Consider the following 23,717-nt stretch of genomic DNA (forward strand, 5'->3'; position numbering starts at 1 on the left):
TTGCATTAAAAACCGCATGAATGCGTGGCTTTTCGTCGATGTACTAACGGTGCCCGCGTTCCTCGCGTGCCCGTGCGCGACGGTCGAACAGCAATGCACTGATGACGATGCCCAACCCCAGCACCACGCCGATCAACAGCAGTACCAGCGCGATGAGGGGATAGCCGAACAGATGCCAACCGGTGTCGATCTTCATCATCATCGCGGCGGCCATGATCAACGCCGCGCTGATGATGCCGGCCGCTACGCGGTTGGCGATCTTCTGCAGGTTCTCCATCAACCGCGATTCTTCCAGGCCGGTCACCTTCATCTGCAGGCGGTTTTCGGCCAGCAGGGCCATGATGTCCGACAGCTTGCGCGGCCCATCGCGCAGCAGCTGCTGCAGCTCCATCGCCTCGCTGGCGAGGTTGGCGGCAGACAGCGATTTCTTCAGGCGTGCGCGCATCACGTGCTGCAGCTGGCGCTCGACGATGCGACGTGTTTCCAGCTCGGGTGCCAGCAACCGGCACACGGTTTCCAGGTTGAGCAGTGCCTTGCCCAGCAGGCTCAGTTCCGGCGGCGTGCGCAGCCCGCAGGCGGTGGCGATGCGCACCATGTCCAGCACCACGCGGCCCTCGGAGAAACTGCCACTGGCGGCGTAGCGCGCGATCAGCTGGCCAGTTTCGCGCAGGTAGCGCTCCTCGTCGAAGGCCTCCAGCCGCGTGCTGATGCTGATCAGGTCGTCGGCCACTTCCTCGCCACGGCCATCGACCGCGGCGAACAGGATCTTCAGCAGGCGCTCGCGCAGGCGCGGTGGCATATGCGCGACCATGCCCAGGTCGAAGATCGCCAAGCGGCCATCAGGCATCACCCGCAGGTTGCCCGGATGCGGATCGGCGTGGATCTCGCCATGCACGAAGATCTGGTCCAGGTAGCCGCGGATCAGCGCGGCGGCCAGCGGATCCATCGATTGCTCGGTGCGGCGCACATCGGGAATCGCATCCACGCGCACGCCGGTGGCCAGTTCCATGGTCAGCACGCGCTGGCTGCTGTAATCCCACAGCGGCTGCGGAATCCACAGGCGGCGGAACGGCTTCAGGTGGCGGCCGAAGCGGGCTAGGTTCTCGGCCTCGGCGTGGTAGTCCAGCTCCTGCATCAGGGTCTTGGCGAACTCGTTGAGCCAGTCGCGCAGGCGCACGCGGCGGCCGACCTGGGTCAGGTGGTCGGCGGCCAGCGCGAAGCTGCGCAGCGCTTCCAGGTCCGAGCGCAGCTGCGCGGCGACTTCAGGCTTCTGCACCTTCACTGCTACCTGGCGGCCATCGTGCAGCACCGCGCGGTGCACCTGCGCGATTGACGCGCAGCCCAGTGGCTCGGGATCGAACGCAGCGAACAGCTTGTTCACCGGGGCGCCCAGTTCCTGCTCGACGATGGCATGGATGCGCTCGACCGGAATCTCGGCCACCTTCTCCTGCATGCGCTCCAGCGCCGTGGCGAACTCCACCGGCACCATGTCCGGGCGGGTAGAGAGCATCTGGCCCAGCTTGACGAAGGTGGGCCCCAAGGCTTCCAGGTCACTGACGAACTGTTCCGGGTTGCCATCTGCCGGTACGTCGGCCGGATTGCCCGCGGCATCCAGGTTCATGCCGGAAAACACGCCTGAATGGCGGTAGCGCATCAACAGGCGCAGGATCTGGCTGCGCCGGTTCATGCCTTTGACCAGCGGGGGATTGCCATTGGCGGTGGGCGGATTGCTCAAGCGGAACTCCCATGCGGCAAAGACGGTAGTGCCGGCCGCTGGCCAGCAATGTCCGGATTCCGCAGTGTCGCCGGGGGGCGGTAGGCACGCGGTGAATCCGACCGCTTCCGCAGCCGCCCCGGTATCGGTCAGAATCCGCTCATTCCCTCTCTGGACTTCCCATGGCCGGTGCCAGCCTGTTCGCCCTGCTCGACGATATCGCCACCCTCCTCGACGATGTCTCGGTCCTGACCAAGGTCGCGGCGAAGAAGACCGCCGGCGTGCTGGGCGACGACCTGGCGCTGAACGCGCAGCAGGTCACCGGGGTCAACGCCAACCGCGAGCTGCCGGTGGTGTGGGCGGTGGCCAAAGGCTCGCTGGTCAACAAGGTGATCCTGGTGCCGGCGGCTCTGGCGATCAGCGCGCTGGAGGCCTGGCTGCACAGCCGCGGCTGGAACGTGCCGCTGATCGTGCCGCTGATGATGATCGGCGGTGCCTTCCTGTGCTTCGAGGGTGTGGAGAAGCTGGCGCACCGCTACCTGCATTCCTCCGACGACGATGCCGAGCGCCAGACCGAGCGTCGCAAGGCGCTGGCCGATACGCAGGTGGACATGGTGGCGTGGGAGAAGGACAAGGTGAAGGGCGCGATCCGCACCGACTTCATCCTCTCGGCCGAGATCATCGTGCTGACCCTGGGCGTGGTGGCCACCGCGCCGTTCACCAACCAGGTGGTCACGCTGGCCGTGGTTGCCTTGGCGATGACGGTGTTCGTCTATGGGCTGGTGGCGGGCATCGTGAAGCTTGATGACGTCGGCCTGTACCTGTCGCGCAAGGGCGGTGCCATTGCCGCCTTCGGTCGCGGCCTGGTGGCCTCGGCGCCGTGGCTGATGAAGTTCCTGTCGGTGGCTGGCACCATCGCCATGTTCCTGGTCGGCGGCGGCATCCTGGTGCACAACGTGCCGGCGCTGCACCACGCGGTGCAGGCGCTGGGCGGTGAAGGGCAGTGGGGCTGGCTGATCAGTGCTGCGGCCAACATGGTGGTCGGCATCATCGCCGGCGCCATCGTGCTGGCGGCGGTGACCGGGTTCCAGAAGCTGCGCGGGAAGTAAGCGAAGGGCGTGCCGACCAACGGTCGGCACCCACCAACCACCGCCGCCGGGCCATGCCCGGCGGAGCGGACTACCCCGCCTGCACCCGGTTCTTGCCCTGCCGCTTGGCGGCATACAGCGCGTCATCAGCGCGGCGCAGCAGGGTCTCGGTATCGTCGCCGGGCTGCCATTGCGCCAGCCCGGCGCTGAAATGCACCGGCACGCGTCGGTCCTGCACGGTCAGCACGCGGTGCGCCAGTGAACGTTGCAGGCGCTGCACGGTGGCCATGCTGTCGGCACCCTGGGTTTCCGGCAGCACCAGCACGAACTCGTCGCCGCCCAGCCGCGCGATGCCGTCGGTGGCGCGCAGCAGCAGCTTGCACACGGCCACCAGGTGCTGCAGCAGCGCATCGCCACCGGCGTGGCCGTGCGCCTCGTTGGTCAGGTGGAAATCATCCAGGTCGATCACCGCCACGCCCAGCGGCGAGTTGTTGCGCATGGCACGCGCCAGCTCACGCTGCAGCAGTTCGTCCAGGCCGCGGCGGTTCAGTGCCTGGGTCAGCGGATCGATACGCGCCAGGTCACCAGCAGCACGCAGTTCCTGCTCCAGCTCGGCAATGCGCTGCTCTGCGCGTTCTACTTCCTGTCGCGCGCTGGCCAGATGATCGCGGGCCTGCGCGGCCTGCTGCTGCACCTTGCCGGTATCGCGCATCACCTCCTGCAGCAGCTGGTTGAGGTCGGCGATGCTGCGCGCCTCACGCAGCTGCAGCGCGTAGCTGCCGATGCGGTCGTGGTACTCACCGGTGCTGGTGGCCATGCCATCCATGCGCTCGATGAACTCGCCCATCAACCCGCGCATCGCCGCCTTCGAATCGTCGATGCCCTGGCGCAGCAGGCCCTGCTTGTAGATCACTTCGCGCAACTCGGCGCGGGTGCGCTCGACCGCTTCGGCTTCCAACGGACCGTCCAGCAACTGGCGCACCGCCGCGATCTGGCCCTGCAGCCAGCTGCGGTCATCCAGCAGCTCGCTCACGTTCTCCAGCAGCAACGCGAACAGCTCCAGCAGCAGCGCCTGCTGCTCCTGCCAGCTCTCGGCACGCACACCGACCTGGTGGCCGAGTTCGCGCACGCCCTGTTCGATCGGCTCCAGTGCGGTACCCGGTTGCCACTGGCGGAGGCGCGTGGCCAGGGTCTGCGCTTGTTCGCGCAGATCCGGGTCGTGCTGCAGCAGGGCCACCACCGCACCGCCCAGCAGCAGCCGCAGCTGCTCGGACAGGCGCAGGCTTTCCGGCTGCCCGTCCGGGGAATGCTGCTCGATGGTGCGGATGTACTTGTCGATCAACTGCCGCATCGCGCGGCCGTAGCGCGGCCAATCGGCGCTGGCCTGCGCCGATTGCAGGCGGTCGCCCATGTCGCCCAGTTCGCCGGGCAGGGTGGCCATGCCGTTGGCGAACGCCGCCAGCAGCGGTTCCGGCGCGTCGGCGCCTGCGAACAGCTGCTGCAGGGCCACGCCACCGCCGCCCTGCAGCACCACGCGGTCGCCCAGGCCATCGTCCACCACCGCGCGCACGCGTGCCGGCGGCCCAAGGGCGGTACCGGGGGCAGGGCGGTGGTCGGGCTGGTCCGTCATGGAGCGAATCCTGGGGCTGGCAGGGACTGGTTCCAGCATATCGGCGCGGCTGCCGATGGCTTGAACGGCTACGATGGGCGACAGGATGCCGCAGTGGAGGTGGTGATGCGCGTGATGTTGCTGGGGGCGACAGGCCTGGTCGGCGGGCTGACCCTGTCCCGGCTGCTGGACGACCCGCGCTGCAGCGCCGTCGTGGCGCCCACTCGCCGCCCGTTGGGCGTAACTCTCGGGAAGCTGGAGAACCCGGTGCTGGCCTTCGATGCGTTGCCGGCCGCACCGGAGTGGGCGCGAGTGGATGCGGTCATCTGCGCACTGGGCAGCACCATTGCCCAGGCTGGCAGCCGCGAGGCCTTCCATCGGATCGACCATGACTACCCGCTGGCGTTCGCCCGCTTGGCGCAGGCACAAGGTGCTCAGACGTATGTGCTGAATTCCGCAGCCGGTGCCAACCCGCAGTCGTCGATCTTCTACAGCCGGGTGAAGGGCGAGCTGGAGCGCGACCTTCGCGCGTTGGGCTTCAATTCGTTGACCCTGGTCCGCCCAGGGCTGATCGGGGGCGAGCGCAGCGAGGTCCGCCGCGGTGAGCGCCTCGCATTGAAGGTGCTGGGCGTGCTGGGGCCGGTGCTGCCGCGGGCGTGGCGGATCAATCCGGCCGCTGAAATTGCCAAAGCGCTGGTCGAGGCCGCGTTGACCCCGCAGCCGGGCGAGCACGTGGTGGCATCGAGCGCACTGGTCGGCTGATGTCACGTGCGCTGCGCCTGACCCAGTTGCTGCAGCTGCTGCGCCGTCATCGACGTCCGGTGGCGGGGCAGGCGCTGGCCGACGCGCTGGGCATCAGCTTGCGCACGCTGTACCGCGATATCGAAACCCTGCGCGAGCAGGGCGCTGACCTGCGTGGCGAGGCCGGCGTCGGCTACCTGCTGGCACCGAGCGATACCTTGCCTCCCATGACCCTGCCACCGGCCGAGATCGATGCGCTGGTGCTGGGCCTGCGCTGGGTCGCCGCCCGCACCGAGCCGGCGCTGGCCGAGGCTGCGCGTGACGCCCTGGCGCGTATCGCGCATGTGTTGCCTGCGGCGCGCCGCGAAGCGCTGCGTGACAGTGGTCTGCGCGTGGGCCCTTCGCGCGCTGGGAGCAAGGTTCCCCCCGCGCGCCTGCAGGCCGTGCGTGAAGCCGTGGGTTCGCAGCAGCGATTGAAGTTCGGCTACGAAGACGCGCAGGGCCAGCGCAGCGAGCGCATCGTCTGGCCGTTCGCGCTGGGCTATTTCGACGAAGTGCCGATGCTGGCGGCGTGGTGCGAAGGCCGCGAGGACTTCCGGCATTTCAGGCTGGACCGGATCCGTCAGGTGCGCGTGCTGGAGGATCACTACCTCGTGCCACGCGCCACCCTGCTGCGGCGCTGGCAGAAGGCGCAGGGCATTGCGCCGGATTGGCTGGATCGTTCGTAGCGTCGGGTTTTCCCGCCTGCTTCCGCACTTCGCTTTCTGCTGCTGGTGGGATGGAGTGGTGGCCTTTGCTCTTTGCTCTTTGCTGATTGCTCTTGGTAGATGTCGAGCTTGCTCGACCGCCTTGGATCTTCGCGAACAGCAGTCGAGCAAGCTCGACCTCTACCAGGGCAATGGCAACAGCAGTCGAGCAAGCTCGACGCTGCTGACAGAATCTGTCAGCAGGTCCGTACCACCATGGACGCTCCCAACAACGGAGCTTCCCTATGTTCAAGCCCAGCACCCTGCTGCAGTACGTGCGCGACGTCGCCGCCAGCGCCACCTTCTACAGCGGCATCCTCGGCAAACCGCCGGTCGAGCAGTCGCCCGGCTTTGCGCTGTTCCTGCTCGGCGATGGCGCCGCACTGGGCCTGTGGCAGCGCGATGACGTGCAGCCGGCGGTGTCCGCGCAGGCCGGCGCCGCGGAACTGGCGATGGTGGTCGCCAACCCCGAGACGGTGCAGCAGACGCACGATGCGTGGCGCGCGCTCGGCGTGCAGATTCTGCAGGCGCCGGTGACGCTGGAGTTCGGCCACACCTTCGTTGGAGCGGATCCTGACGGGCACCGCCTGCGTGTCTACAGCCGCGCCGAAGGCATGGTCGCGCGCGATTGAATCAGGGAGGGAGCCGGTACGTGCCGGCTCCTGGACCTACCCTTGCTTCTGCGCTGCTTCGATGACGATTGAAAATGTCTCGTCGTCTTCCGAATCCCACTCAATGGCCAGCTGGGCCAGCTCTCCGACCACATCGCGGCCGGGATTGCACCGCCTGAGTTCCTTGATGAACTGCCGTATCTGACGGGGCGTCAGTTCACAACCTGGAAAATCAAACAGATTGAGCGCGGCATCTGAAGAACGGTCCAGCAGTTCAGGCGCGAGGATGGAATAGGCTTTGATGTAGAGGGCGAGCGGAATATCCGACAGGAAGTTGTCCGTTGCAGTCATGATCGACGCATCATGTGGTGGGTCGCGAAGAAATTCCCTCATGACTGCCAGGACGACTTCTACTGACGGTGGTTTCGTCAGAGGCCGGTAGAAGTGGTCGGCATATGCCCAGGAGCCTTCTTGTGTGACCGCAGCATCCGATAGCGTTGCCAGCGTCGTGATCCAGACGTCAGCATCCAGCGGTGTAGCCGGTTCGGCGTGTCCTTGTTGATCGGCACTGGGGATGACCGCCCGGACGATGGGCTCGCCGTTGCGCCATGACTGCAGACGGGAGTCGATAATTGCGTACACCTGCTCCTGTTTGTCCCACATGGCGTCCGGCGAAGGCGTGGCATCTTGAGGGAACAACGAGAAGAAGTCTGAGAGGAAGGTGGCGCGTGGACTGAAGTACTCGACAGTGAAGTCCAGTGCATCCTCGCTGAGAGCATTGCCGGGAATCTCACCATGAAATGCCGCCTGCAGGTTTGCGACGAGTTCCATTGGGGAATCTGACCGAGCGATGGTCGATCCCACCGGCTGATCGATGAAGGCGCCCGTTGAAGCCAACCATCGCAGATAGACCAGTGTTGGAATCGGAAGCTCGTCCAGTGCTTCTTCCGGTGATGGCAATGGCCCGAAGGGCCGCTCGCGAAATAGCTGGGCACCCTTGGACAGGAATGCATCAATGATCGTGGTTGGATTTGACATGGCAGAACAGACAGGTCTGGTGGCTTGATGCTAATGAGCCTGCCGTGGGAGTCCATGCAACTATTCCCAAATGTGCTTGCGCGCACCTTCGGTTGATCAGCAAGAAGCAGCCGAGCATGGCTCGGCTCTACAGTACAGCAGGCAAAAAAACGCCGGGCAGTGCCCGGCGTTTCTCCAAATCATGTGCCAACTAAGGTTGGCACCCACCCATCAGTTTCATGTGCCAACCAACGGTTGGCACCCACCGATCAGCTGGATCAGCTGGCCAGCGCCAGATCGTCCATCATCGCGCGCAGGAAGCGGGCGGCCTCGCCACCCGTAGCCGCGCGGTGGTCGAAGGTGACCGACAGCGGGATCACCTTGTGCGCTTCCACGCCACCCATCACCGGGGTCATCTGGTGGCGGGCACGACCGGCACCGACGATGGCCACGCACGGCGGTACCACGACCGGGGTCGCGTAGCGGCCGGCGAACATGCCGAAGTTGGACAGCGAGATGGTGTAGCCGCTCAGTTCCGAGGCGGCGATCGAACGCGATTCCACCTGCTCGCGCAGGCGGTTGACGCCTTCGCGGATGCCACGTGCATCAAGCATGTCAGCATTGCGCAGGGCCGGCACGAACAGGCCGTCGTCGGTGTCCACGGCGATGCCGATGTCCACCTGCGCATGCAGGGTGCGGGTCAGTGCTTCGCCGTCGAACCAGGCGTTCATCGCCGGCACCTTCTGCGCGGCGACCACGATCGAACGCACCAGGCGCGCGGTGACGTCGTTGCCCGGCAGCCAGGCATGGATGTCGGCGTCGTCGTTCAGCGTGGTCGGCACGACCTTGCTGTGCGCGTCGGCCATCACGCGGGCCATGTTGCGGCGCACGCCCTTCAGCGGTTCCGGCTGGCCCTTGGCGACCACGCCCGGCGGCTGGGTGCGCATCGGCTTGCCGGCGGCAGACAGCGGGGTGCGGGCTTCGCTCTGCACCGGGGCAGACACCTGCGCCGGGGCCGGCGCGGCATACGCGGCGGCAGCGACCGGCGCCGGAGCAGCGCCCAGCTTGGCGCTGCCGTTGGCGGCGGCCTGCTTGACGTCGGCCATGGTCACGGCGCCATCGGTGCCGGTGGCCGGCACGCGGCTCAGGTCCACGCCCAGCTTGCGCGCCATCGCACGCACGGCCGGCACGGCCTTGACGCCACCGACGGCCAGCGCCTGCTCCGCGTGCACGGCATTGGAGCTCTGCATCGCGCCGACCACGGTACCGGCGTCATCACGCTCGGCCGCGGCGGGCTTGGCTTCTTCCACGGCGACCGGTGCGGCAGCGGCCGGCAGCGGCGGCGGCGTCGGTGCAGCGGCAGGTGCGGCGTGACCATGGCTGTGGCCGGTGTCCTGGCCATCGGCACGCTGCGGCAGGTTCGGGTCCAGTTCGAAGCTGGCCAGCACCGAGCCGGTCGGGATGATGTCGCCGGCGCCGCCGGACAGCTTCAGCACCTTGCCGGAGAACGGCGAGGGCACTTCCACCACGGCCTTGGCGGTCTCCATCGAGACCAGCGGCTCGTCCAGCTTGATCACATCGCCTTCCTTGACGAACCACTCGACGATGGTCGCGTCCGGCAGGCCTTCGCCCAGGTCGGGCAGGTTGAAGTTCTTGGTCTGGCTCATTTGCAGTTCTCTTCCAGCAGTTCCAGTTCGCGGGCCGGCAGCCAGCCCGTCGCGCCATTGGCGCGCTCGGACCACCACCACCCACCGTGTTCGTGATGAAGCTTCACCATCTCGCCGCTTTCCACATCCAGCTCGCGGGCGTCGTAGTCGCACAGGGCTTCGGCGCGACCCTCGTCCAGCAGCTGCAACCAAGCGATGGGCGCCCATCCAGCGCGCCCATCGTTGGTGCGTACCCAGGCAAACGCCGGCCATTCCTCGTCACGGACACCTACTTCGACGATCTGGCCGGTGTGGAACCGGAGCGGGTTGGGATACTGGCTGCGGTAAGCCCCCAGAAGGCGGGCCCGCATGTCAGCCGGCCGCCACCGCGCGCTTGGCTGCCGCCACGATCCGCTCAACGCTCGGCAGGTACTTCATTTCCAGGCGGAACAGCGGAATGTGGGTGTCGTAGCCAGTAACGCGCTCGACCGGGGCCAGCAGGTCGTAGATCGATTCCTCGGCCAGGCGCGCGGCGATCTCGGCGCCGAAGCCCGCGGTCTTCGGGGCCTCCTGCACGATCACGCAGCGGCCGGTCTTGGCCACCGACTCGGCGATGGTGGCGAAGTCCAGCGGACGCAGCGTGGCCACGTCGATGACTTCGGCACTGATGCCTTCGCCGGCCAGCTTGTCGGCCGCTTCCAGCGCTTCCTTCACCTGTGCGCCCCAGGTCACCAGGGTCACGTCGGTACCGTCGCGCAGCACGAAGCAGACGTCCAGCGGCAAGGCTTCGCCGTCATTGACGACCACTTCCTTGTACTGGCGGTAGATGCGCTTGGGCTCCATGTAGATCACCGGATCCGGTTCGCGGATCGCGGCCAGCAGCAGGCCGTAGGCACGCTGCGGCGACGACGGCAGCACCACGCGCAGGCCCGGCACGTTGGTGAAGATCGCCTCGTTGGCTTCGCTGTGGTGTTCCGGCGCGCGGATGCCACCGCCCCACGGCACGCGCAGCACCATCGGGCAGTGCAGGCGGCCACGCGTGCGGTAACGCAGGCGTGCGGCGTGGCAGACGATATGGTCGACCATCGGGTACATGAAGCCGTCGAACTGGGCTTCGGCCACCGGCTTCATGCCCTGTGCGGCCAGGCCGATGGTCAGGCCGGCGATGGTGGTTTCGTCCAGCGGGGTGTCGAGGATGCGGTCCGAGCCGAAGCGCTGCTGCAGACCGGCAGTGGCGCGGAACACGCCGCCGTTGACGCCCACGTCTTCGCCCAGCACCAGCACCGACGGGTCGTGTTCCAGCTCCCAGGCCAGCGCCTGGGTGATGGCTTCGATGAGGGTGATCGGGGTGGTGGTCATGCTGTCATCTCCGCGCGCGACAGCAGCGCTGTCGGCGGCGTTGGTGTGCGCGCCGGGCGCGCCGTTCTTGATCTCATCCATGGCGCTTCTCCAGGGCGATCGCCTGGGCACGCTGGGCCAGCAGGTCCGGCGGCGGATCGGCATACAGGAAGTCGAACATCGCCTCGACCGGCTGCACCGGCGTGTTGAGGTACAGGTTCACTTCCTCGTCCACGCGCGTGCCGCACTCGGCAACCCAGGCGTTTTCCTCTTCTTCGCTCCACACACCGGCGTTGATCAGGTACTTGCGCAGGCGCAGCATCGGCTCGCGCTGCCAGGCATCCTTCACCTCGGCGTCGTCGCGGTAGCGGCGCGCGTCATCGGCGGTGGTGTGGTCGGACAGGCGGTAGGTCATCAGTTCCAGCACGGTGCCACCGTCGCCGGCCAGCGCACGTTCGCGCGCCTGCTCCATTGCCGCCAGCACCGCGATCAGGTCGTTGCCGTCCACCTGCAGGCAATGCAGGCCGCCGGCCAGGCCCTTCTGCGCCAGCGTTTCGGCACCGGTCTGGGCCGAACGCGGAACCGAGATGGCCCAACCGTTGTTGACGATGCACAGGATCAGCGGCAGCTTGTAGGCGCCGGCCGAATTCAGTGCCGCGTAGAAGTCGGTCTTGGAGCTGCCGCCGTCGCCGCACACGGCCACCGCGATCTGCGGTTCCTTGTTGAGCTTGAACTTCAGCGCGGCACCTGCGGCGTGCAGGCACTGGGTGGAGATCGGCACGCAGAACGGGAAGTCCTTGGCCGCGTTGCCGCCGTAATCGTTGCCGCGTTCGTCGCCGCCCCAGTACATCAGCACGTCGTGCGGGCGCACGCCGCGCATGAACATCGCGCCATACTCGCGGTACGACGGTGCGAACACGTCGTCCTTCTGCATCGCAGCACCGATGCCCACGTGCGCAGCCTCGTGGCCCAGGCAGGCGGCATAGGTGCCGAGCTTGCCGGTGCGCTGCAGCGCGATGGATTTGCTGTCGAACGTACGTACGAACAGCATCTGCTTGAACAGCGGTACCAGGACCTTGGGGTCGCGCAGCGACGCGGGCAGGTCGTCGCGGACGAGCGTGCCGTCCGTATCCAGGTACTGCAGGTATTCGATCTTGAATTCAGCGGCAACCGTCATTGCGTACTGCACCTTCGACAGAGAAGTTACAAATGATATGAATCGCCATGTTAAGGAACGCGTACGGAATAGCCTTCCTGCGCCGCAACACGGCGATTCCCCGTTTTACCCCTGCCGGCGGGTGGGGGGCCAATAACAACAACGTATTCAGTCGTTGCTGCAAAGCATCAGAATACCCCTCTGGCTGACCGCCAGTACAACGGCCTGGACGGTTCCACGCGCAGGCCCGGGATCGGCCGATGCTCCACGGCCAACCGCACGCCCGGGTATGGGCCCGGCGGCTGCCAGCGCGGCGGCAACGCGCTACCCTTGCCGCCCCCGATCTGGTCCCGCCCATGTCCGTCGACAACAACCAACGCGATCTCGAAGCCGGCATCCACACCGACCTGCAGGGGCGCCTGACCTACGGCGGCTACCTGCGGCTGGACCAGCTGCTCAGCGCGCAGCAGCCGCTGTCCAACCCGCCGCACCATGACGAGATGCTCTTCATCATCCAGCACCAGACCTCGGAGCTGTGGCTGAAGCTGCTGGGCCATGAGCTGCGCGCCGCAATCGGCTTCCTGCAGCGCGATGAAGTCTGGCAGTGCCGCAAGGTGCTGGCGCGCAGCAAGCAGGTGCTGCGCCAGCTGACCGAGCAGTGGTCGGTGCTGGAAACGCTGACCCCGTCCGAGTACATGGGCTTTCGCGACGTGCTGGGCCCGTCGTCGGGTTTCCAGTCGCTGCAGTACCGCTACATCGAGTTCCTGCTGGGCAACAAGAACGCGCAGATGCTGCAGGTGTTCGAGCACGATGCGGCCGGACAGGCGCAGCTGCGCACCGTGCTGGAGGCGCCCAGCCTGTACGAGGAGTTCCTGAAGTACCTGGCCCGCTTCGGCCACGCCGTACCGGCCGTGTATGAAAACCACGACTGGACCCAGCCGCATGTGGCCGACGACGCACTGCAGCCGGTCTTCGAACGCATCTACCAGGACACCGACCGCTACTGGCGCGAGTACGCGCTGTGCGAGGACCTGGTGGACCTGGAGACCGCCTTCCAGCTATGGCGATTCCGACACATGCGCACCGTGATGCGGGTGATCGGCTTCAAGCGCGGCACCGGCGGCTCGTCCGGGGTGGGCTTCCTGGCCAAGGCGCTGGAACTGACCTTCTTCCCCGAGCTGTTCCAGGTGCGCACCAGCCTGCAGGCCGGGCCCCCGTCAGCACAGGGCTGATCCGTATTCAGCTTGGATCCCGGCCACTGGCTGGATCGTTTCAGATGCAAGTTCAGCGAGCAGGCCGGCACCTGCCTCAAACGGCGTGTATTTGACGTGAACGCCAGAAGTCGGTGATCCTCGCGCGTTGCTCCAACTGCACAGCGGACGTGCTCGTCATCCACCGAACCAGGAAACACGCATGAGCGTAAACGCCACTGCGAACACCCCAGAGCCGGCGCTGCCGGACTTCAAGACCACGCTGGGCCACCCGCGCCCGTTGTGGATGCTGTTCATGACCGAGTTCTGGGAGCGCTTTGCGTTCTATGGCATCCGCTGGGCCTTGGTGCTGTACATCGTTGCCCAGTTCTACAACGGCAGCGCTGCCGGTGAAGGCGACGCCAGCCGCATCTACGGCGCCTACCTGGCCCTGGTGTATGCCGCAGCCATCTTCGGTGGCTACGTGGCTGACCGGGTCCTGGGCTATCAGCGATCGATCCTGACCGGCGCGATCATCATGGCCGCCGGCCTGTTCATGATCTCGCTGCCGCAGGAGCACATCTTCAAGCTCGGCCTGGCCACGATCATCGTCGGCAACGGCCTGTTCAAGCCCAACATCTCGACCATGGTCGGCAAGCTGTACGGCCTGAAGGACGAGCGCCGCGATTCGGGCTTCACCATCTTCTACATGGGCATCAACATCGGCGCGATGATCGCCCCGGTGCTGACCGAGTACCTGGCCCGCAAGGTGTTCGGTACCGATGCCATGCCGTCCTACAAGGTCGTGTTCATCGCTTCGGGCGTGGGCATGCTGATCTCGCTGGTGTGGTTCTACATCGGTCGCGCCGGCCTGAAGGGCATCGGTGCACCGCCGGCCGGCGCTGAAGGCTTCGGCCGCATCATCATGGTGCTGGCCGGTGCCGTGGTCGCCATTCCGGTCGCGTACTTCCTGCTGGCCACCGGCGCCACCGCGCTGGCCTGGATCCTGGGTGCGATGTTCACCGCCCTGGCCATCCTGCTGCTGGTCGAGGGCATCCGCGAGGGCAAGGTGCAGCGCGACCGCGTGATCGCCATGCTGATCATCTTCGCCTTCAACGTGATGTTCTGGATGTTCTTCGAACAGGCCGGCAGCTCGTTCACCTTCCTGGCCGAGAACATCGTCAACCGCCAGTTCGGCGACTGGACGTTCCCGACCGCGTGGTTCCAGTCGGTCAACTCGGTGGCGATCATCACCCTGGCCCCGATCATCGCCTGGATCTGGGTGGCCATGGGTCGCGCCAATCCGTCCATCCCGCGCAAGTTCGGCCTGGGCCTGCTGTTCAACGGTGCCGCCTTCGCGCTGCTGATGTTCGCCCTGTCGCAGATGGTCGTGGACGGCAAGATCCCGTTCTGGACCCTGTTCATGGTCTACGTCATCCAGTCGGTGGGTGAGCTGTGCCTGTCGCCGATCGGCCTGTCGATGGTGACCAAGCTGGCCCCGGTGCGCCTGGTCGGCTTCGGCATGGGTGGCTGGTTCCTGTCCACCGGCATCGGCAACAACCTGTCGGGCATCTTCGCTGGCGTGGTCAGTGGTGAAGGCGGCATGACGGTCGAGTCGGCCCTGAAGGGGTATACCTTCGGGTTCTGGGCCCTGATCGGCTCCGGCGTGGTGCTGTTCCTGGTCGCCCCGCTGATCAACAAGCTGATGCACGGCGTCAAGTAATGATGAGAGGGTAGAAGGCATGCGTAGCAAGCTCGGTACTGCGGTAGTGGTGGTCTGTGCGGCGCTGATCGGCGCTTGTTCCCAACCGCAACCACCTGCCGCCGCCGAGCCTACGCAGCCCCTGGATACCCGACCCACCGAGCCACCGGTCGCTGACCCCAGCGAACCGGTGGCCTCGGGCAACACCCCGGTGGCGGCGGACATCGCCGCCATCGCCGGTCTCGGCGCGCAGTTCGACCCGGCCCGCAACCCCGCCGATGATCTGGCCACCGCCAAGGTGGAAGCCCAGCGCGGCAAGAAGCGCATCCTGCTCGAGGTCGGCAACGCCGCCTGCGATCGCTGCCGGGCGCTGGACGAAGTGGTGGAAGGCAACGGCGACCTGCGCCGCTTCCGCGATGCCCACTACGTGTGGGTGAAGGTCAACGCCAGCGACGAACAACCCAACGCCGCCTTCTTCGCCCACTACCCGGTGATGGAGCGCGACTACCCGTACCTGCTGGTGCTCGACGCCGATGGCGGCCTGCTGGTATCGCAGGCGACGGGTGAACTGCGCAAGGGCGAAACCTTCCAGCCCGCGCGCGTGACCGCGTTCCTCAAGCAGTGGGCACCTGACAAACCGGAATAGGGTAGTGCCGGCCGCTGGCCGGCATGCTCTGGTGGATGCCATCTGCTGGCCACCAACCCGGTGGGTGCCGACCGTTGGTCGGCACTGTGGCGCATCCACGCCCCGCGCGGATCTACTGCGCGCGCCGTCACACTCTTCGAATCGGCATCTCAACTTCACCGCACGTACGCCGTTACCGGCAAGGACCTCAGTCGACGCCCCGTCGATGCAACCTACCGGAACGCCCATGCACAGCGACCACGCCGAACGACTGCCCGAACCTGCCAGTACTCTGGCCGAAGGCGAAGCAGGCGAGGGTGTGACCCTGCCGCCGCAGGAGGTGCTGCTGGATGACGCCGGTACCGGCGAGGACAGTGTTGAACTGGCCCCGCCGCGCCATCGCCTGCCGCAGATCGCGCTGCCCGACAACGTGGTGTTGAAGGGTGCGGTGCAGAAACTGGTCGAGCAGAAATCACGGCTCGATGCATTGGCCGCCGACGGCCAGCTGGCCGGGTTGCTGCCGCCGGAATGGCAGGGCCATGGCGTGCGTGCGATCGAACTGTCCACCTTCATCCAGGGCGTGTTGCCGTTCCTGCAGCCGGGCGAGCGTGGCGAGACCGCGCCCGCGCGCCTGCCAGTGCGCCATGTGCTGGGGGACGACAGCCGCTGGGGCCTGGACGATGTGTCCGAACCGAAATCTCTGGCCTGGTACCTGGCTAGCGACGAACGCGCCACCGCCGGCAGCAAGGACGTGGCCGAGGCCTATCTGGTGGGTGCACTCGGCCTGGCGTGGATGCAGGAGGGGCGCAGCCGCCCCGGTTTCCTGCGCGCGATGGGCCAGGACAGCCTGGCGGCGCGAGTGACCATGCTCGGCTATCCGCCGGCCAACGAACTGGCGCTGTACAGCGTCACGGCGCACGGCCAGCCGCAGATCTGGTGCGTGCACGGTCGCCGCCGCATGCGCCCGCTGGTGGCGCCGTGGCTGAGTGTGCCGCTGCTGACCGCCTACGGCGTGCCGGCCCCCGTCGCGTGGCCGTCCAGCTTCCCGCCGGTGGAGGCCGTGGCCGAGCTGCTGGCCACCGCACGGCAGGGGCGCGCGCTGCCGGAAGTAGATCTGGCCAAGGCCGTGGCGAAGATCGCCGAAGATGCCGCATCCGATGCTTGGCAGCCGGTCAGCCTGCTGCAGCTCAACACCTGGTCGCCGCGTTGGCACTTCTTCCTGGGCACCTTCGTCGGCCTGCCGTCGCTGCTGTTGGTGGCTGCGGCGCTGGCGTTGCCGGGGGCAGTCGAAGCGGCCACGGTTGCCGCCTCGCTCGGCTTCGCCGGCGGTGCCATTGCCGCGCTGGCGGTGCCGTGGATCCATGCGCGCCGCAAGCATCTGAGCTGAGGCGTGGGCGCCATCCACGCACGGCGTGGATCTACAGGGAGCTGGGTGCCGCGGTCTGCAGCTGTTGCCTGGCCCGCTCCATGGCGGTCTGCAATCTTTGCTTGAGGACCTCACGAGAGGGCAAGGTGGTCAGGTATTCCGCAACATGGATGCCTGAGCGGTCCAGCTCCAGCAATTCGATCTGGCCGGCCTTCTTCCCTGTGCAGAGGATGATGCCCAACGGCGCCTGCTCGCCGTCCTCACGTTCGTAGCGGTCCAGCCATCGCAGATAGAGTTCCATCTGCCCTTTGTAGGCGGGCTTGAACTCGCCGATCTTCAGTTCGATGGCGATCAGCCTGCGCAGGCGGCGGTTGTAGAACAGCAGGTCCAGGTGGAAGTCATCACCGTCGATCTGGATGCGTTTCTGGCGGGCGACGAAACTGAAACCCGTGCCAAGTTCGAGCAGGAAGCCCTGCATCTCGCGAAGGATCGCGCTTTCAAGGTCCTGCTCATCCCAGCTGTCCTTCAGGCCAAGAAAATCCAGTACGTAGGGATCACGCAGTACCAGCCCCGGAGACAGCTGCTGGTTGCCACGCAGTGCTGCCAACTCATCGGCGATGGTCTGCTCGGGTTGACTGGAAAGCGCCGTGCGCTCGTACAGCATCGAATCGATGCGTTGGCGCAATGTGCGCACACTCCAGCCCTCGGTGGCGGCCATCTGCGCATAGAAGTCGCGCTTGAGCGGATCCGCCAGTGGGATCAGCGCGATGAAGTGGGTCCAGCTCAATTGTCGTATCAGCGATACGACAATCTGCTCATCTGCAAATGCAGTGGAGAACTGCACCATCCTGCGCAAGCTTTTCTCACCGAAGGAGGTACCGAACTCGGCGGACAGCGCCTTGGCTATCCGGGGGAAGAGGACCTCTCCGTAGCGCGCACGTCGCCCAGCCATCTGGTCCACATGGATGCGACGCCCGATTCGCCAGTACAACAGAGTGAGCTCGGTGTTGATGGTCCTGTGCATCCTGCTGCGCGCCGCGCAGATCAGCTCTCTGAGATCGGCCAGCAATTCCTGGCCATGCGGCAGCGTTGAACGCGAGTCATCCATGAGGGAGCCCGTCCGATGTGGATCCATGGCCGGGCTGATACCCGTTGAACGCTTACCGTCAGGCCGTACACACGGACAGTCCAATAGGAGAACTCACTGGAACAGCCCGTTTCGATACACCAGCCTCGCGGAAACGGGCCGTATCAGGCCAATGCGGAAATGCCGCCGGGCGAGGGCGACACTTCAGGACGGGTTCTGCGGGAAGTGAATGTGTCCGATGGCCTTGTTTGTGGCCGGCCCACAGCCCGCCAAAGAGCGGGTCCCGTCAGATCAAAGGTGGCGGACGACAATCGCCCAGCCGCTGTTCCGCTACCGGCCAGGGTCGGCTCCCGCGACTTGGGGCCCAAAACGGCTTGATCCCCACCGTCCCCTTTTTCTTTCAGACCCCTTCGCCCATCCGCTCCAGGCCGTCACCGGCCAGGCGAAGGATCAGCTTTTCCAGCACCTGCTCCTCCTCCTCGCTCAGCACCGACATCAGCTTGCGGGTGATCTCGATCACCATCGGCGCGATGGTCTCGTAGACCTCGAAGCCGGCTGCCGACAGCGCCAGCACCGAGCGGCGGCGGTCGTCGCCGTGGGTCTCGCGCTTGATGAAGCCGCGTTCCAGCAGGCGGGCCACAGCGCGGCTGACCGCCACCTTGTCCATCGCCGTGCGGTCGGAGACCTCGCTGGCCGAGGAGCCCGGGTACAACGCCAGGATGGTGATGACCCGCCATTCGGGAATCGCCAGACCGTAACGATCGCCGTATAGCTTGGCGATGTTGCCGCTGACCCGGTTGGACAGCACGCTCAGCCGGTACGGCAGGAACTGTTCCAGGTCGAGCAGGACGTGCGAGGCACGCAGGCGGGTCGAGGCGGGATCGGCGGGGCTCATGTTGCGGTGCACCTTGCTGGTGGTTTCAAGTGTAACTATAAGGGGTAGGTCCAGACCCTGCATTCTCGCCGGGTCCCTACCTGCCCGCACCTGGTTTGTACCGATGCGGTACCGATTCGGAGCCACGCCATGAATACCGCAGTCCCGACCGCCTCGCACCCCAACCCCGGCATGCAGGTCACCACCTTCGAGAACCCGATGGGCATCGACGGCTTCGAGTTCGTCGAATTCGCCGCCCCGGCCGGCCGTGGCCAGGAGCTGCACGAGTACTTCCGGAAGATGGGCTTCAGCGCGGTGCTCAAGCACAAGCAGCGTCCGATTACCGTCTATCGCCAGGGCGACGTCAACTTCCTGGTCAATGAAGACCCCGATTCGTTCGCCGCCGACTTCGCCGAGAAGCACGGTCCGTGCGCCTGCGGCTTCGCCATCCGCTTCAAGAAGCCGGGCCAGGAGGTCTACCAGACCGCGCTGGGCAACGGTGCCGAAGCCATCGCCTTCAAGCCGGACAGCAAGGCGGTCAGCGCCCCGGTCATCAAGGGCATCGGCGATTGCATGCTGTACCTGGTCGACCGCTACGGTGCGGCCGGCAGCATCTTCGACGGCGACTACGAGCCGATCGCCGGTGCCGACCTGCACCCGTTCGGCTTCGGCCTGACCTTCATCGACCATCTGACCCACAACCTGTACTTCGGCAACATGCAGCAGTGGTCGGACTACTACGAGCGCCTGTTCAACTTCCGCGAGATCCGCTACTTCGACATCAAGGGCCTGAAGACCGGCCTGGTGTCCAAGGCGATGACCGCGCCGGACGGCATCGTGCGCATCCCGCTGAACGAATCGTCCGACCCGAAGAGCCAGATCAACGAGTACCTGGACGCGTACAAGGGCGAGGGCATCCAGCACATCGCCTGCTTCACCGAGAACATCTACGAGACCGTTGAAGCCATGCGCGCGCAGGGCGTGGATTTCCTCGACACGCCGGAGACCTACTTCGATGTGATCGACCAGCGCGTGCCGAACCACGGTGAAGACGTGCCGCGCCTGGCGAAGAACAAGATCCTGATCGACGCCGATCCGGAAACCCACCAGCGCAAGCTGCTGCAGATCTTCACCCAGAACTGCATCGGCCCGATCTTCTTCGAGATCATCCAGCGCAAGGGCAACGAAGGCTTCGGCGAAGGCAACTTCACCGCGCTGTTCGAGAGCATCGAGCGCGACCAGATCCGCCGCGGCGTGCTGTAAGGTCATCGGTAGCGCCGGGCCAGTCCCGGCGCCTGCCCATCTGTAGAGCCGGGCCATGCTCGGCTGCTTTCCGTTCCGATCTCGCCGTACCCAGGAGCCCCCATGTCCCCCGCCATCACCGCCCGCGGCTACCAGTCCGGCTTCGGCAACGAATTCGCCACCGAGGCCGTCGCCGGCGCGCTGCCGGTCGGGCAGAACTCGCCGCAGAAGGTGGCGCACGGCCTTTACGCCGAGCAGCTGACCGGCACCGCCTTCACCGCGCCGCGCGGCAGCAATCGCCGCAGCTGGCTGTACCGGATCCGCCCGGCGGTGACCCATGGCGAGTTCACTCCATTTGCGCAGTCGCAGCTGCAGTGTGATTTCGGCGCACAGCCGGCCTCGCCGAACCAGCTGCGCTGGAGCCCGCTGCCGCTGCCGGAGCTGCCGACCGACTTTGTCGAGGGCCTGTACACGATGGGTGGCAACGGCTCACCCGACGCGCATGCCGGTGTCGGCATCCATCTGTATGCGGCCAACCGCGACATGGTCGGCCGCTACTTCTACGACGCCGACGGTGAACTGCTGATCGTGCCGCAGCTGGGCGCGCTGCGCCTGCTGACCGAGCTGGGCGTGATCGAGATCGAGCCGCAGCAGATCGCGGTGATTCCGCGCGGCGTGCGTTTCCGCGTCGAACTGCCCGATGGCCCGAGCCGCGGCTACATCTGCGAGAACTACGGTGCGTTGCTGAAGCTGCCCGACCTCGGCCCGATCGGTTCCAACGGCCTGGCCAACCCGCGCGACTTCGAAACCCCGCACGCGGCGTTCGAGGATATTGATGGTGATTTCGAACTGATCGCCAAGTTCGAAGGCCGACTGTGGCGTGCGCCGATCGACCATTCGCCACTGGACGTGGTGGCCTGGCACGGCAACTACGCGCCGTACCGCTACGACCTGCGTCGCTTCAACACCATCGGATCGATCAGCTACGACCACCCGGACCCGTCGATCTTCCTGGTGCTGCATTCGCCCAGCGACACGCCGGGAACCAGCAACATGGACTTCGCGATCTTCCCGCCGCGTTGGCTGGTGGCGCAGAACACGTTCCGCCCGCCGTGGTTCCACCGCAACATCGCCAGCGAGTTCATGGGCCTGGTGCATGGCGCCTACGACGCCAAGGCCGAAGGCTTCGTGCCCGGCGGTGCCTCGCTGCACAACTGCATGAGCGGCCATGGTCCGGATGCACCGACCTTCGACAAGGCCTCCAACGCCGATCTGTCCAAGGCCGATGTGATCAAGGACACGATGGCCTTCATGTTCGAGACCCGTGCGGTGATCCGCCCGACCGCACAGGCGCTGGCCGCCGGCCACCGCCAGGGCGATTACCAGCAGTGCTGGAACGGCCTGCGTAACAACTTCCGTTGATCAAAAAAGGGGACGGAGGGGATTAAGTCGTTTGTGCCACAAACGACTTAATCCCCTCCGTCCCCTTTTTTCAGGCCGTGGCCGCGAACGCGTCGCAATGCTCCAGCGGCAACGCCTCCAGCAGGCGCTGCCGCACGCGTTGGCAATAGCCCTCCGAGGTCAGCCCGGGCAGCATCTGCATCGCTGACTGCAGCCGCTGCAGCACCTCTTCTTCCGCACGCGCCTGCTGCAGGTCGCGGAACAGTGCTGCCGCCTGCGGGTGACGCTGCATCTCCAATATGCCCAGCACGTAGATGCGCGCGGCCACCAGCGAGCGGCGACGTTCGATCGCGGGTGCAGCAGGCGCCGCTGCCGGTGCTGTGGGCACCGACGCTACCGCGGCTGCGGGCGACGGTGCCGGGGCTGTGGCGCCAGTGCCGGTGCTCAGGTATCCCGCCTGCACCAGCTGGATGACCATGGCCGGTGCTTCCTGGCCGAGCAGGCCGGTCAGGTCGGCAACGGTGCGCTGGCCGTCGCACAGGATCAGCAGCCGGCGCTGGCGCATGTCCAGCGGCGCGCGGTGGGCCTGCAGCGCGGTTCGGGCGAGATCGGTCTTGCGCGGTTGCATGGAAGGGACAGCCAGGTCGGTGCTCGCCGAGCCTGAACGAAGGCGATGAAACCGCGATGACAATGCAGCATCTGCACGTGTGCTGCGCTAGCGTGCAGCTACCTTCGTGCCAGGGAACCGCACCGATGAAGCACCTTCCGATTGCCGGTCTGTTGTTGCTGTCACTTGCCGCTTGCAACCGCACGCCTGAGACACCTGCTGATGCCTCGGCCAAGGGCGCTACGCCGGCTGCTGCCACAGCTGATGCCGATCTGGCGACCCAGTCGCCGGCCGATCCTCGCACCGACAGCCCGGCGCAGCTGGATGGCTTCGCCGGCGTAAAGCTGGGCGCTGGCATTGCCGAAGTCCGCAGCGGTTTCGGGAAGCCCCTGCAGGGGCTGGGCACCGATGCCGCCGGCAAGCCGCTGGCGGCTGACGATGGCAACGATGGCTGTTACTTCCTGCGCCCGCAGGATGCCGAGGACCCGCGCCTGATGATCGAAGGCCGCAAGCTGGTGCGCTACGACGTGCGCAGCGCCGCCATCACCGCACCAGGCGGCGGCAAGGTCGGCATGACCCTGGGTGAGCTGCAGGTGCTGTACCCGGAGCGGGCCGATGTCGGCCCTGACAAGTACGACGAGAAGGCCCAGCACCTGCGCGTTCGCCCGGCGCAGGAGGGCGGGGCGGTGATCGACTTCGCGCTCGGTGCCGATGGCCGGGTGGGTGCCTGGCGCGTCGGGCAGACCCCGCAGGTCGATTATGCGGAAGGGTGTGGCTGATCCTTGATCCACGGCCCAGCCGCGCGTGCGGGCCAAGCGTAGAATCGCGCCACCACTGCTGGGGGGAGTGCTCGATGATCGCCATTGCCATTGCCTGGTTCCTGCTCGGCCTGCTGCTGCTGGCGCTGGGCGGGGACTCCATCGTCAAGGCCGTGTCCGGCCTGGCCCAACGTTTCGGGGCCAGCCCGTTCACTGCCGGGCTGCTGCTGCTCGGGGTAACCACCTCGTTGCCGGAACTGGCGGTCAATGCGCGCGCGCTGGCGGTGGGCCAACCGGAGCTGGCCCTGGGCAACGCGGTGGGCAGCAGCATCGTCAACCTGGGCCTGACCCTGGCCGCGGCGGCCATGGCTGCGCCACTGCTGCTGCGCGCGCGCCTGCAGACGGTGCTGTGGTGGTCGCTGCTGGCGGCCGGCGTGCTGCTGATCCTGTTCGGTCTTGATGGCGGCCTGGCACGCTGGGAGGGCGGCGTACTGCTGGCCGGCTTCATCGTGGTGCAGGTGCTGCTGCTGCGCCGTGGCCGCGGCGAGAGCGCCGAGGTGCAGGCGGCCATTGCCGAATCCGCACTGAGCCGCACCAGCCTGCCGTTGAACGTGTTGCGGGTGCTGATCGCCGCGCTGGCCCTGTACTGGGGCGCACGCCTGGTGGTCGGGGCCGCGGCGGACTTCGGCGTAGCCCTGGGTTGGACGCCCCTGCTGGTCGGCCTGCTGCCGGTAGCGATCGGCACCGCACTGCCGGAGGTGGCCACCGCCATCGCCGCCGCCCGTCGCGGGCATGGCGACATGGTGCTGGGCCACGTGCTGGGTTCCAGCGTGGTCAATCTGCTGCTGGTGATCGGTGCGATGGCGGTGCTGCAGCCGCTGGCGCTGCCGGCCTCGTTCGTGCGCCTGGAACTGCCGGCGCTGCTGGCGTTCGCGCTGGTGCTGTACCCGATGCTGCGTGGCGACCTGAAGATCAGCCGCGGCGAGGGCGCAATCCTGCTGGTCGCGTTCGTCGGCTGGTTCGTGCTGGAGCTGCTGCTGGTCGGCGCCCCGTCGTTGTAGATCCACGCCATGCGTGGATGCGGTTGTTTCCGTGCCGACCAACGGTCGGCACCCACCACCGATCTCCCGGTGGGGGCCAACCACCGATCACCTGGTGGGTGCCGACCTTGGTTGGCACTCGCGAAAACAAAGCGCCGA

General features: G+C 66.5%; 22 protein-coding genes. 12 read left to right on the forward strand and 10 right to left on the reverse strand.

Annotated features, from left to right (window positions below; translation table 11 throughout):
• Window positions 1–43: 43 nt before the first annotated feature.
• Window positions 44–1,687, reverse strand: coding sequence for an ABC1 kinase family protein (locus tag AC13FN_RS04800; protein ID WP_478416078.1), 1,644 nt, complete (start codon window positions 1,685–1,687; stop codon window positions 44–46).
• A gap of 209 nt (window positions 1,688–1,896) precedes the next feature.
• Here AC13FN_RS04800 and AC13FN_RS04805 point away from each other — a divergent pair, with 209 nt between their 5' ends.
• Entirely contained in the window at window positions 1,897–2,823 is a 927-nt protein-coding gene (locus tag AC13FN_RS04805) for a DUF808 domain-containing protein (RefSeq protein WP_049435720.1), read from the forward strand.
• Between the two features lie 70 nt (window positions 2,824–2,893).
• Here the strand turns inward: AC13FN_RS04805 and AC13FN_RS04810 are convergent, their stop codons facing one another.
• Complete coding sequence (locus AC13FN_RS04810; RefSeq protein WP_482985270.1) at window positions 2,894–4,432, reverse strand: GGDEF domain-containing protein; 1,539 nt, start codon at window positions 4,430–4,432, stop codon at window positions 2,894–2,896.
• Between the two features lie 105 nt (window positions 4,433–4,537).
• On the opposite strand from AC13FN_RS04810, the gene AC13FN_RS04815 reads away from it, so the two are divergent.
• From AC13FN_RS04815 to AC13FN_RS04825, 3 genes are all read left to right on the forward strand, one after another.
• Window positions 4,538–5,173, forward strand: coding sequence for a Rossmann-fold NAD(P)-binding domain-containing protein (locus AC13FN_RS04815; protein ID WP_180836309.1), 636 nt, complete (start codon window positions 4,538–4,540; stop codon window positions 5,171–5,173).
• Window positions 5,173–5,880 carry a helix-turn-helix transcriptional regulator gene (locus AC13FN_RS04820; protein ID WP_049435716.1) on the forward strand — a complete coding sequence of 236 codons (708 nt, stop codon included), beginning with the start codon at window positions 5,173–5,175 and terminating at the stop codon, window positions 5,878–5,880. Before AC13FN_RS04815 ends, AC13FN_RS04820 begins: the two co-directional genes overlap by 1 nt.
• A 263-nt stretch (window positions 5,881–6,143) precedes the next feature.
• Window positions 6,144–6,530: a VOC family protein gene (locus AC13FN_RS04825; protein WP_401741272.1), complete on the forward strand. Its 387-nt coding sequence runs from the start codon at window positions 6,144–6,146 to the stop codon at window positions 6,528–6,530.
• A 36-nt stretch (window positions 6,531–6,566) separates the two neighbouring features.
• Here AC13FN_RS04825 and AC13FN_RS04830 read toward each other — a convergent pair whose 3' ends face one another.
• From AC13FN_RS04830 to pdhA, 5 genes are all read right to left on the reverse strand, one after another.
• Window positions 6,567–7,547, reverse strand: coding sequence for a hypothetical protein (locus AC13FN_RS04830; protein WP_392421514.1), 981 nt, complete (start codon window positions 7,545–7,547; stop codon window positions 6,567–6,569).
• A gap of 257 nt (window positions 7,548–7,804) precedes the next feature.
• Window positions 7,805–9,193, reverse strand: a complete 1,389-nt coding sequence (locus AC13FN_RS04835) for a dihydrolipoamide acetyltransferase family protein (RefSeq protein ID WP_053443622.1) — start codon at window positions 9,191–9,193, stop codon at window positions 7,805–7,807.
• Window positions 9,190–9,543: an SH3 domain-containing protein gene (locus AC13FN_RS04840; protein WP_005411349.1), complete on the reverse strand. Its 354-nt coding sequence runs from the start codon at window positions 9,541–9,543 to the stop codon at window positions 9,190–9,192. The genes AC13FN_RS04835 and AC13FN_RS04840 overlap by 4 nt, the downstream gene beginning before the upstream one ends.
• A 1-nt stretch (window position 9,544) precedes the next feature.
• On the reverse strand, window positions 9,545–10,612 hold the full coding sequence (locus AC13FN_RS04845; protein WP_005419896.1) for an alpha-ketoacid dehydrogenase subunit beta: 1,068 nt from the start codon (window positions 10,610–10,612) through the stop codon (window positions 9,545–9,547).
• A complete protein-coding gene (gene pdhA, locus AC13FN_RS04850; RefSeq protein ID WP_049435711.1) occupies window positions 10,605–11,687 on the reverse strand; it encodes a pyruvate dehydrogenase (acetyl-transferring) E1 component subunit alpha in 1,083 nt (360 codons plus the stop codon). The genes AC13FN_RS04845 and pdhA overlap by 8 nt, the downstream gene beginning before the upstream one ends.
• Before the next feature lie 335 nt (window positions 11,688–12,022).
• On the opposite strand from pdhA, the gene AC13FN_RS04855 reads away from it, so the two are divergent.
• The 4 genes from AC13FN_RS04855 to AC13FN_RS04870 all read left to right on the forward strand — a co-directional run bounded on the left by AC13FN_RS04855 (window position 12,023) and on the right by AC13FN_RS04870 (window position 16,570).
• Window positions 12,023–12,898: a tryptophan 2,3-dioxygenase gene (locus AC13FN_RS04855; protein WP_019338596.1), complete on the forward strand. Its 876-nt coding sequence runs from the start codon at window positions 12,023–12,025 to the stop codon at window positions 12,896–12,898.
• A 181-nt stretch (window positions 12,899–13,079) separates the two neighbouring features.
• On the forward strand, window positions 13,080–14,579 hold the full coding sequence (locus AC13FN_RS04860) for a peptide MFS transporter (RefSeq protein WP_014038761.1): 1,500 nt from the start codon (window positions 13,080–13,082) through the stop codon (window positions 14,577–14,579).
• A 19-nt stretch (window positions 14,580–14,598) separates the two neighbouring features.
• Window positions 14,599–15,204 (forward strand): thioredoxin family protein, encoded by a 606-nt coding sequence (locus AC13FN_RS04865; protein ID WP_460134196.1) that lies wholly within the window; start codon window positions 14,599–14,601, stop codon window positions 15,202–15,204.
• Window positions 15,205–15,430: 226 nt separating this feature from the next.
• A complete protein-coding gene (locus AC13FN_RS04870) occupies window positions 15,431–16,570 on the forward strand; it encodes a hypothetical protein (protein ID WP_049435709.1) in 1,140 nt (379 codons plus the stop codon).
• A 31-nt stretch (window positions 16,571–16,601) separates the two neighbouring features.
• Here the strand turns inward: AC13FN_RS04870 and AC13FN_RS04875 are convergent, their stop codons facing one another.
• Window positions 16,602–17,657, reverse strand: a complete 1,056-nt coding sequence (locus AC13FN_RS04875; RefSeq protein WP_049435707.1) for a PDDEXK nuclease domain-containing protein — start codon at window positions 17,655–17,657, stop codon at window positions 16,602–16,604.
• Window positions 17,658–18,036: 379 nt separating this feature from the next.
• Complete coding sequence (locus AC13FN_RS04880; RefSeq protein ID WP_050815698.1) at window positions 18,037–18,531, reverse strand: MarR family winged helix-turn-helix transcriptional regulator; 495 nt, start codon at window positions 18,529–18,531, stop codon at window positions 18,037–18,039.
• Between the two features lie 129 nt (window positions 18,532–18,660).
• Between AC13FN_RS04880 and hppD the strand changes: the two genes are divergently transcribed.
• The gene (gene hppD, locus AC13FN_RS04885) at window positions 18,661–19,773 is read left to right on the forward strand and encodes a 4-hydroxyphenylpyruvate dioxygenase (protein ID WP_180836308.1); all 1,113 of its coding nucleotides are present in this window, start codon (window positions 18,661–18,663) and stop codon (window positions 19,771–19,773) included.
• Between the two features lie 102 nt (window positions 19,774–19,875).
• A complete protein-coding gene (hmgA, locus tag AC13FN_RS04890; RefSeq protein WP_049435702.1) occupies window positions 19,876–21,174 on the forward strand; it encodes a homogentisate 1,2-dioxygenase in 1,299 nt (432 codons plus the stop codon).
• A gap of 70 nt (window positions 21,175–21,244) precedes the next feature.
• On the opposite strand, the gene AC13FN_RS04895 is transcribed toward hmgA, so the two are convergent.
• On the reverse strand, window positions 21,245–21,781 hold the full coding sequence (locus tag AC13FN_RS04895; protein WP_054172656.1) for a hypothetical protein: 537 nt from the start codon (window positions 21,779–21,781) through the stop codon (window positions 21,245–21,247).
• 125 nt (window positions 21,782–21,906) lie between these two features.
• On the opposite strand from AC13FN_RS04895, the gene AC13FN_RS04900 reads away from it, so the two are divergent.
• Together AC13FN_RS04900 and AC13FN_RS04905 are read left to right on the forward strand one after the other, a co-directional pair.
• On the forward strand, window positions 21,907–22,539 hold the full coding sequence (locus AC13FN_RS04900) for a hypothetical protein (protein ID WP_054172655.1): 633 nt from the start codon (window positions 21,907–21,909) through the stop codon (window positions 22,537–22,539).
• A 74-nt stretch (window positions 22,540–22,613) separates the two neighbouring features.
• Complete coding sequence (locus tag AC13FN_RS04905; RefSeq protein WP_054172654.1) at window positions 22,614–23,579, forward strand: sodium:calcium antiporter; 966 nt, start codon at window positions 22,614–22,616, stop codon at window positions 23,577–23,579.
• Window positions 23,580–23,717 lie beyond the last annotated feature (138 nt).

This window comes from Stenotrophomonas sp. 115C5 (genome assembly GCF_056861055.1).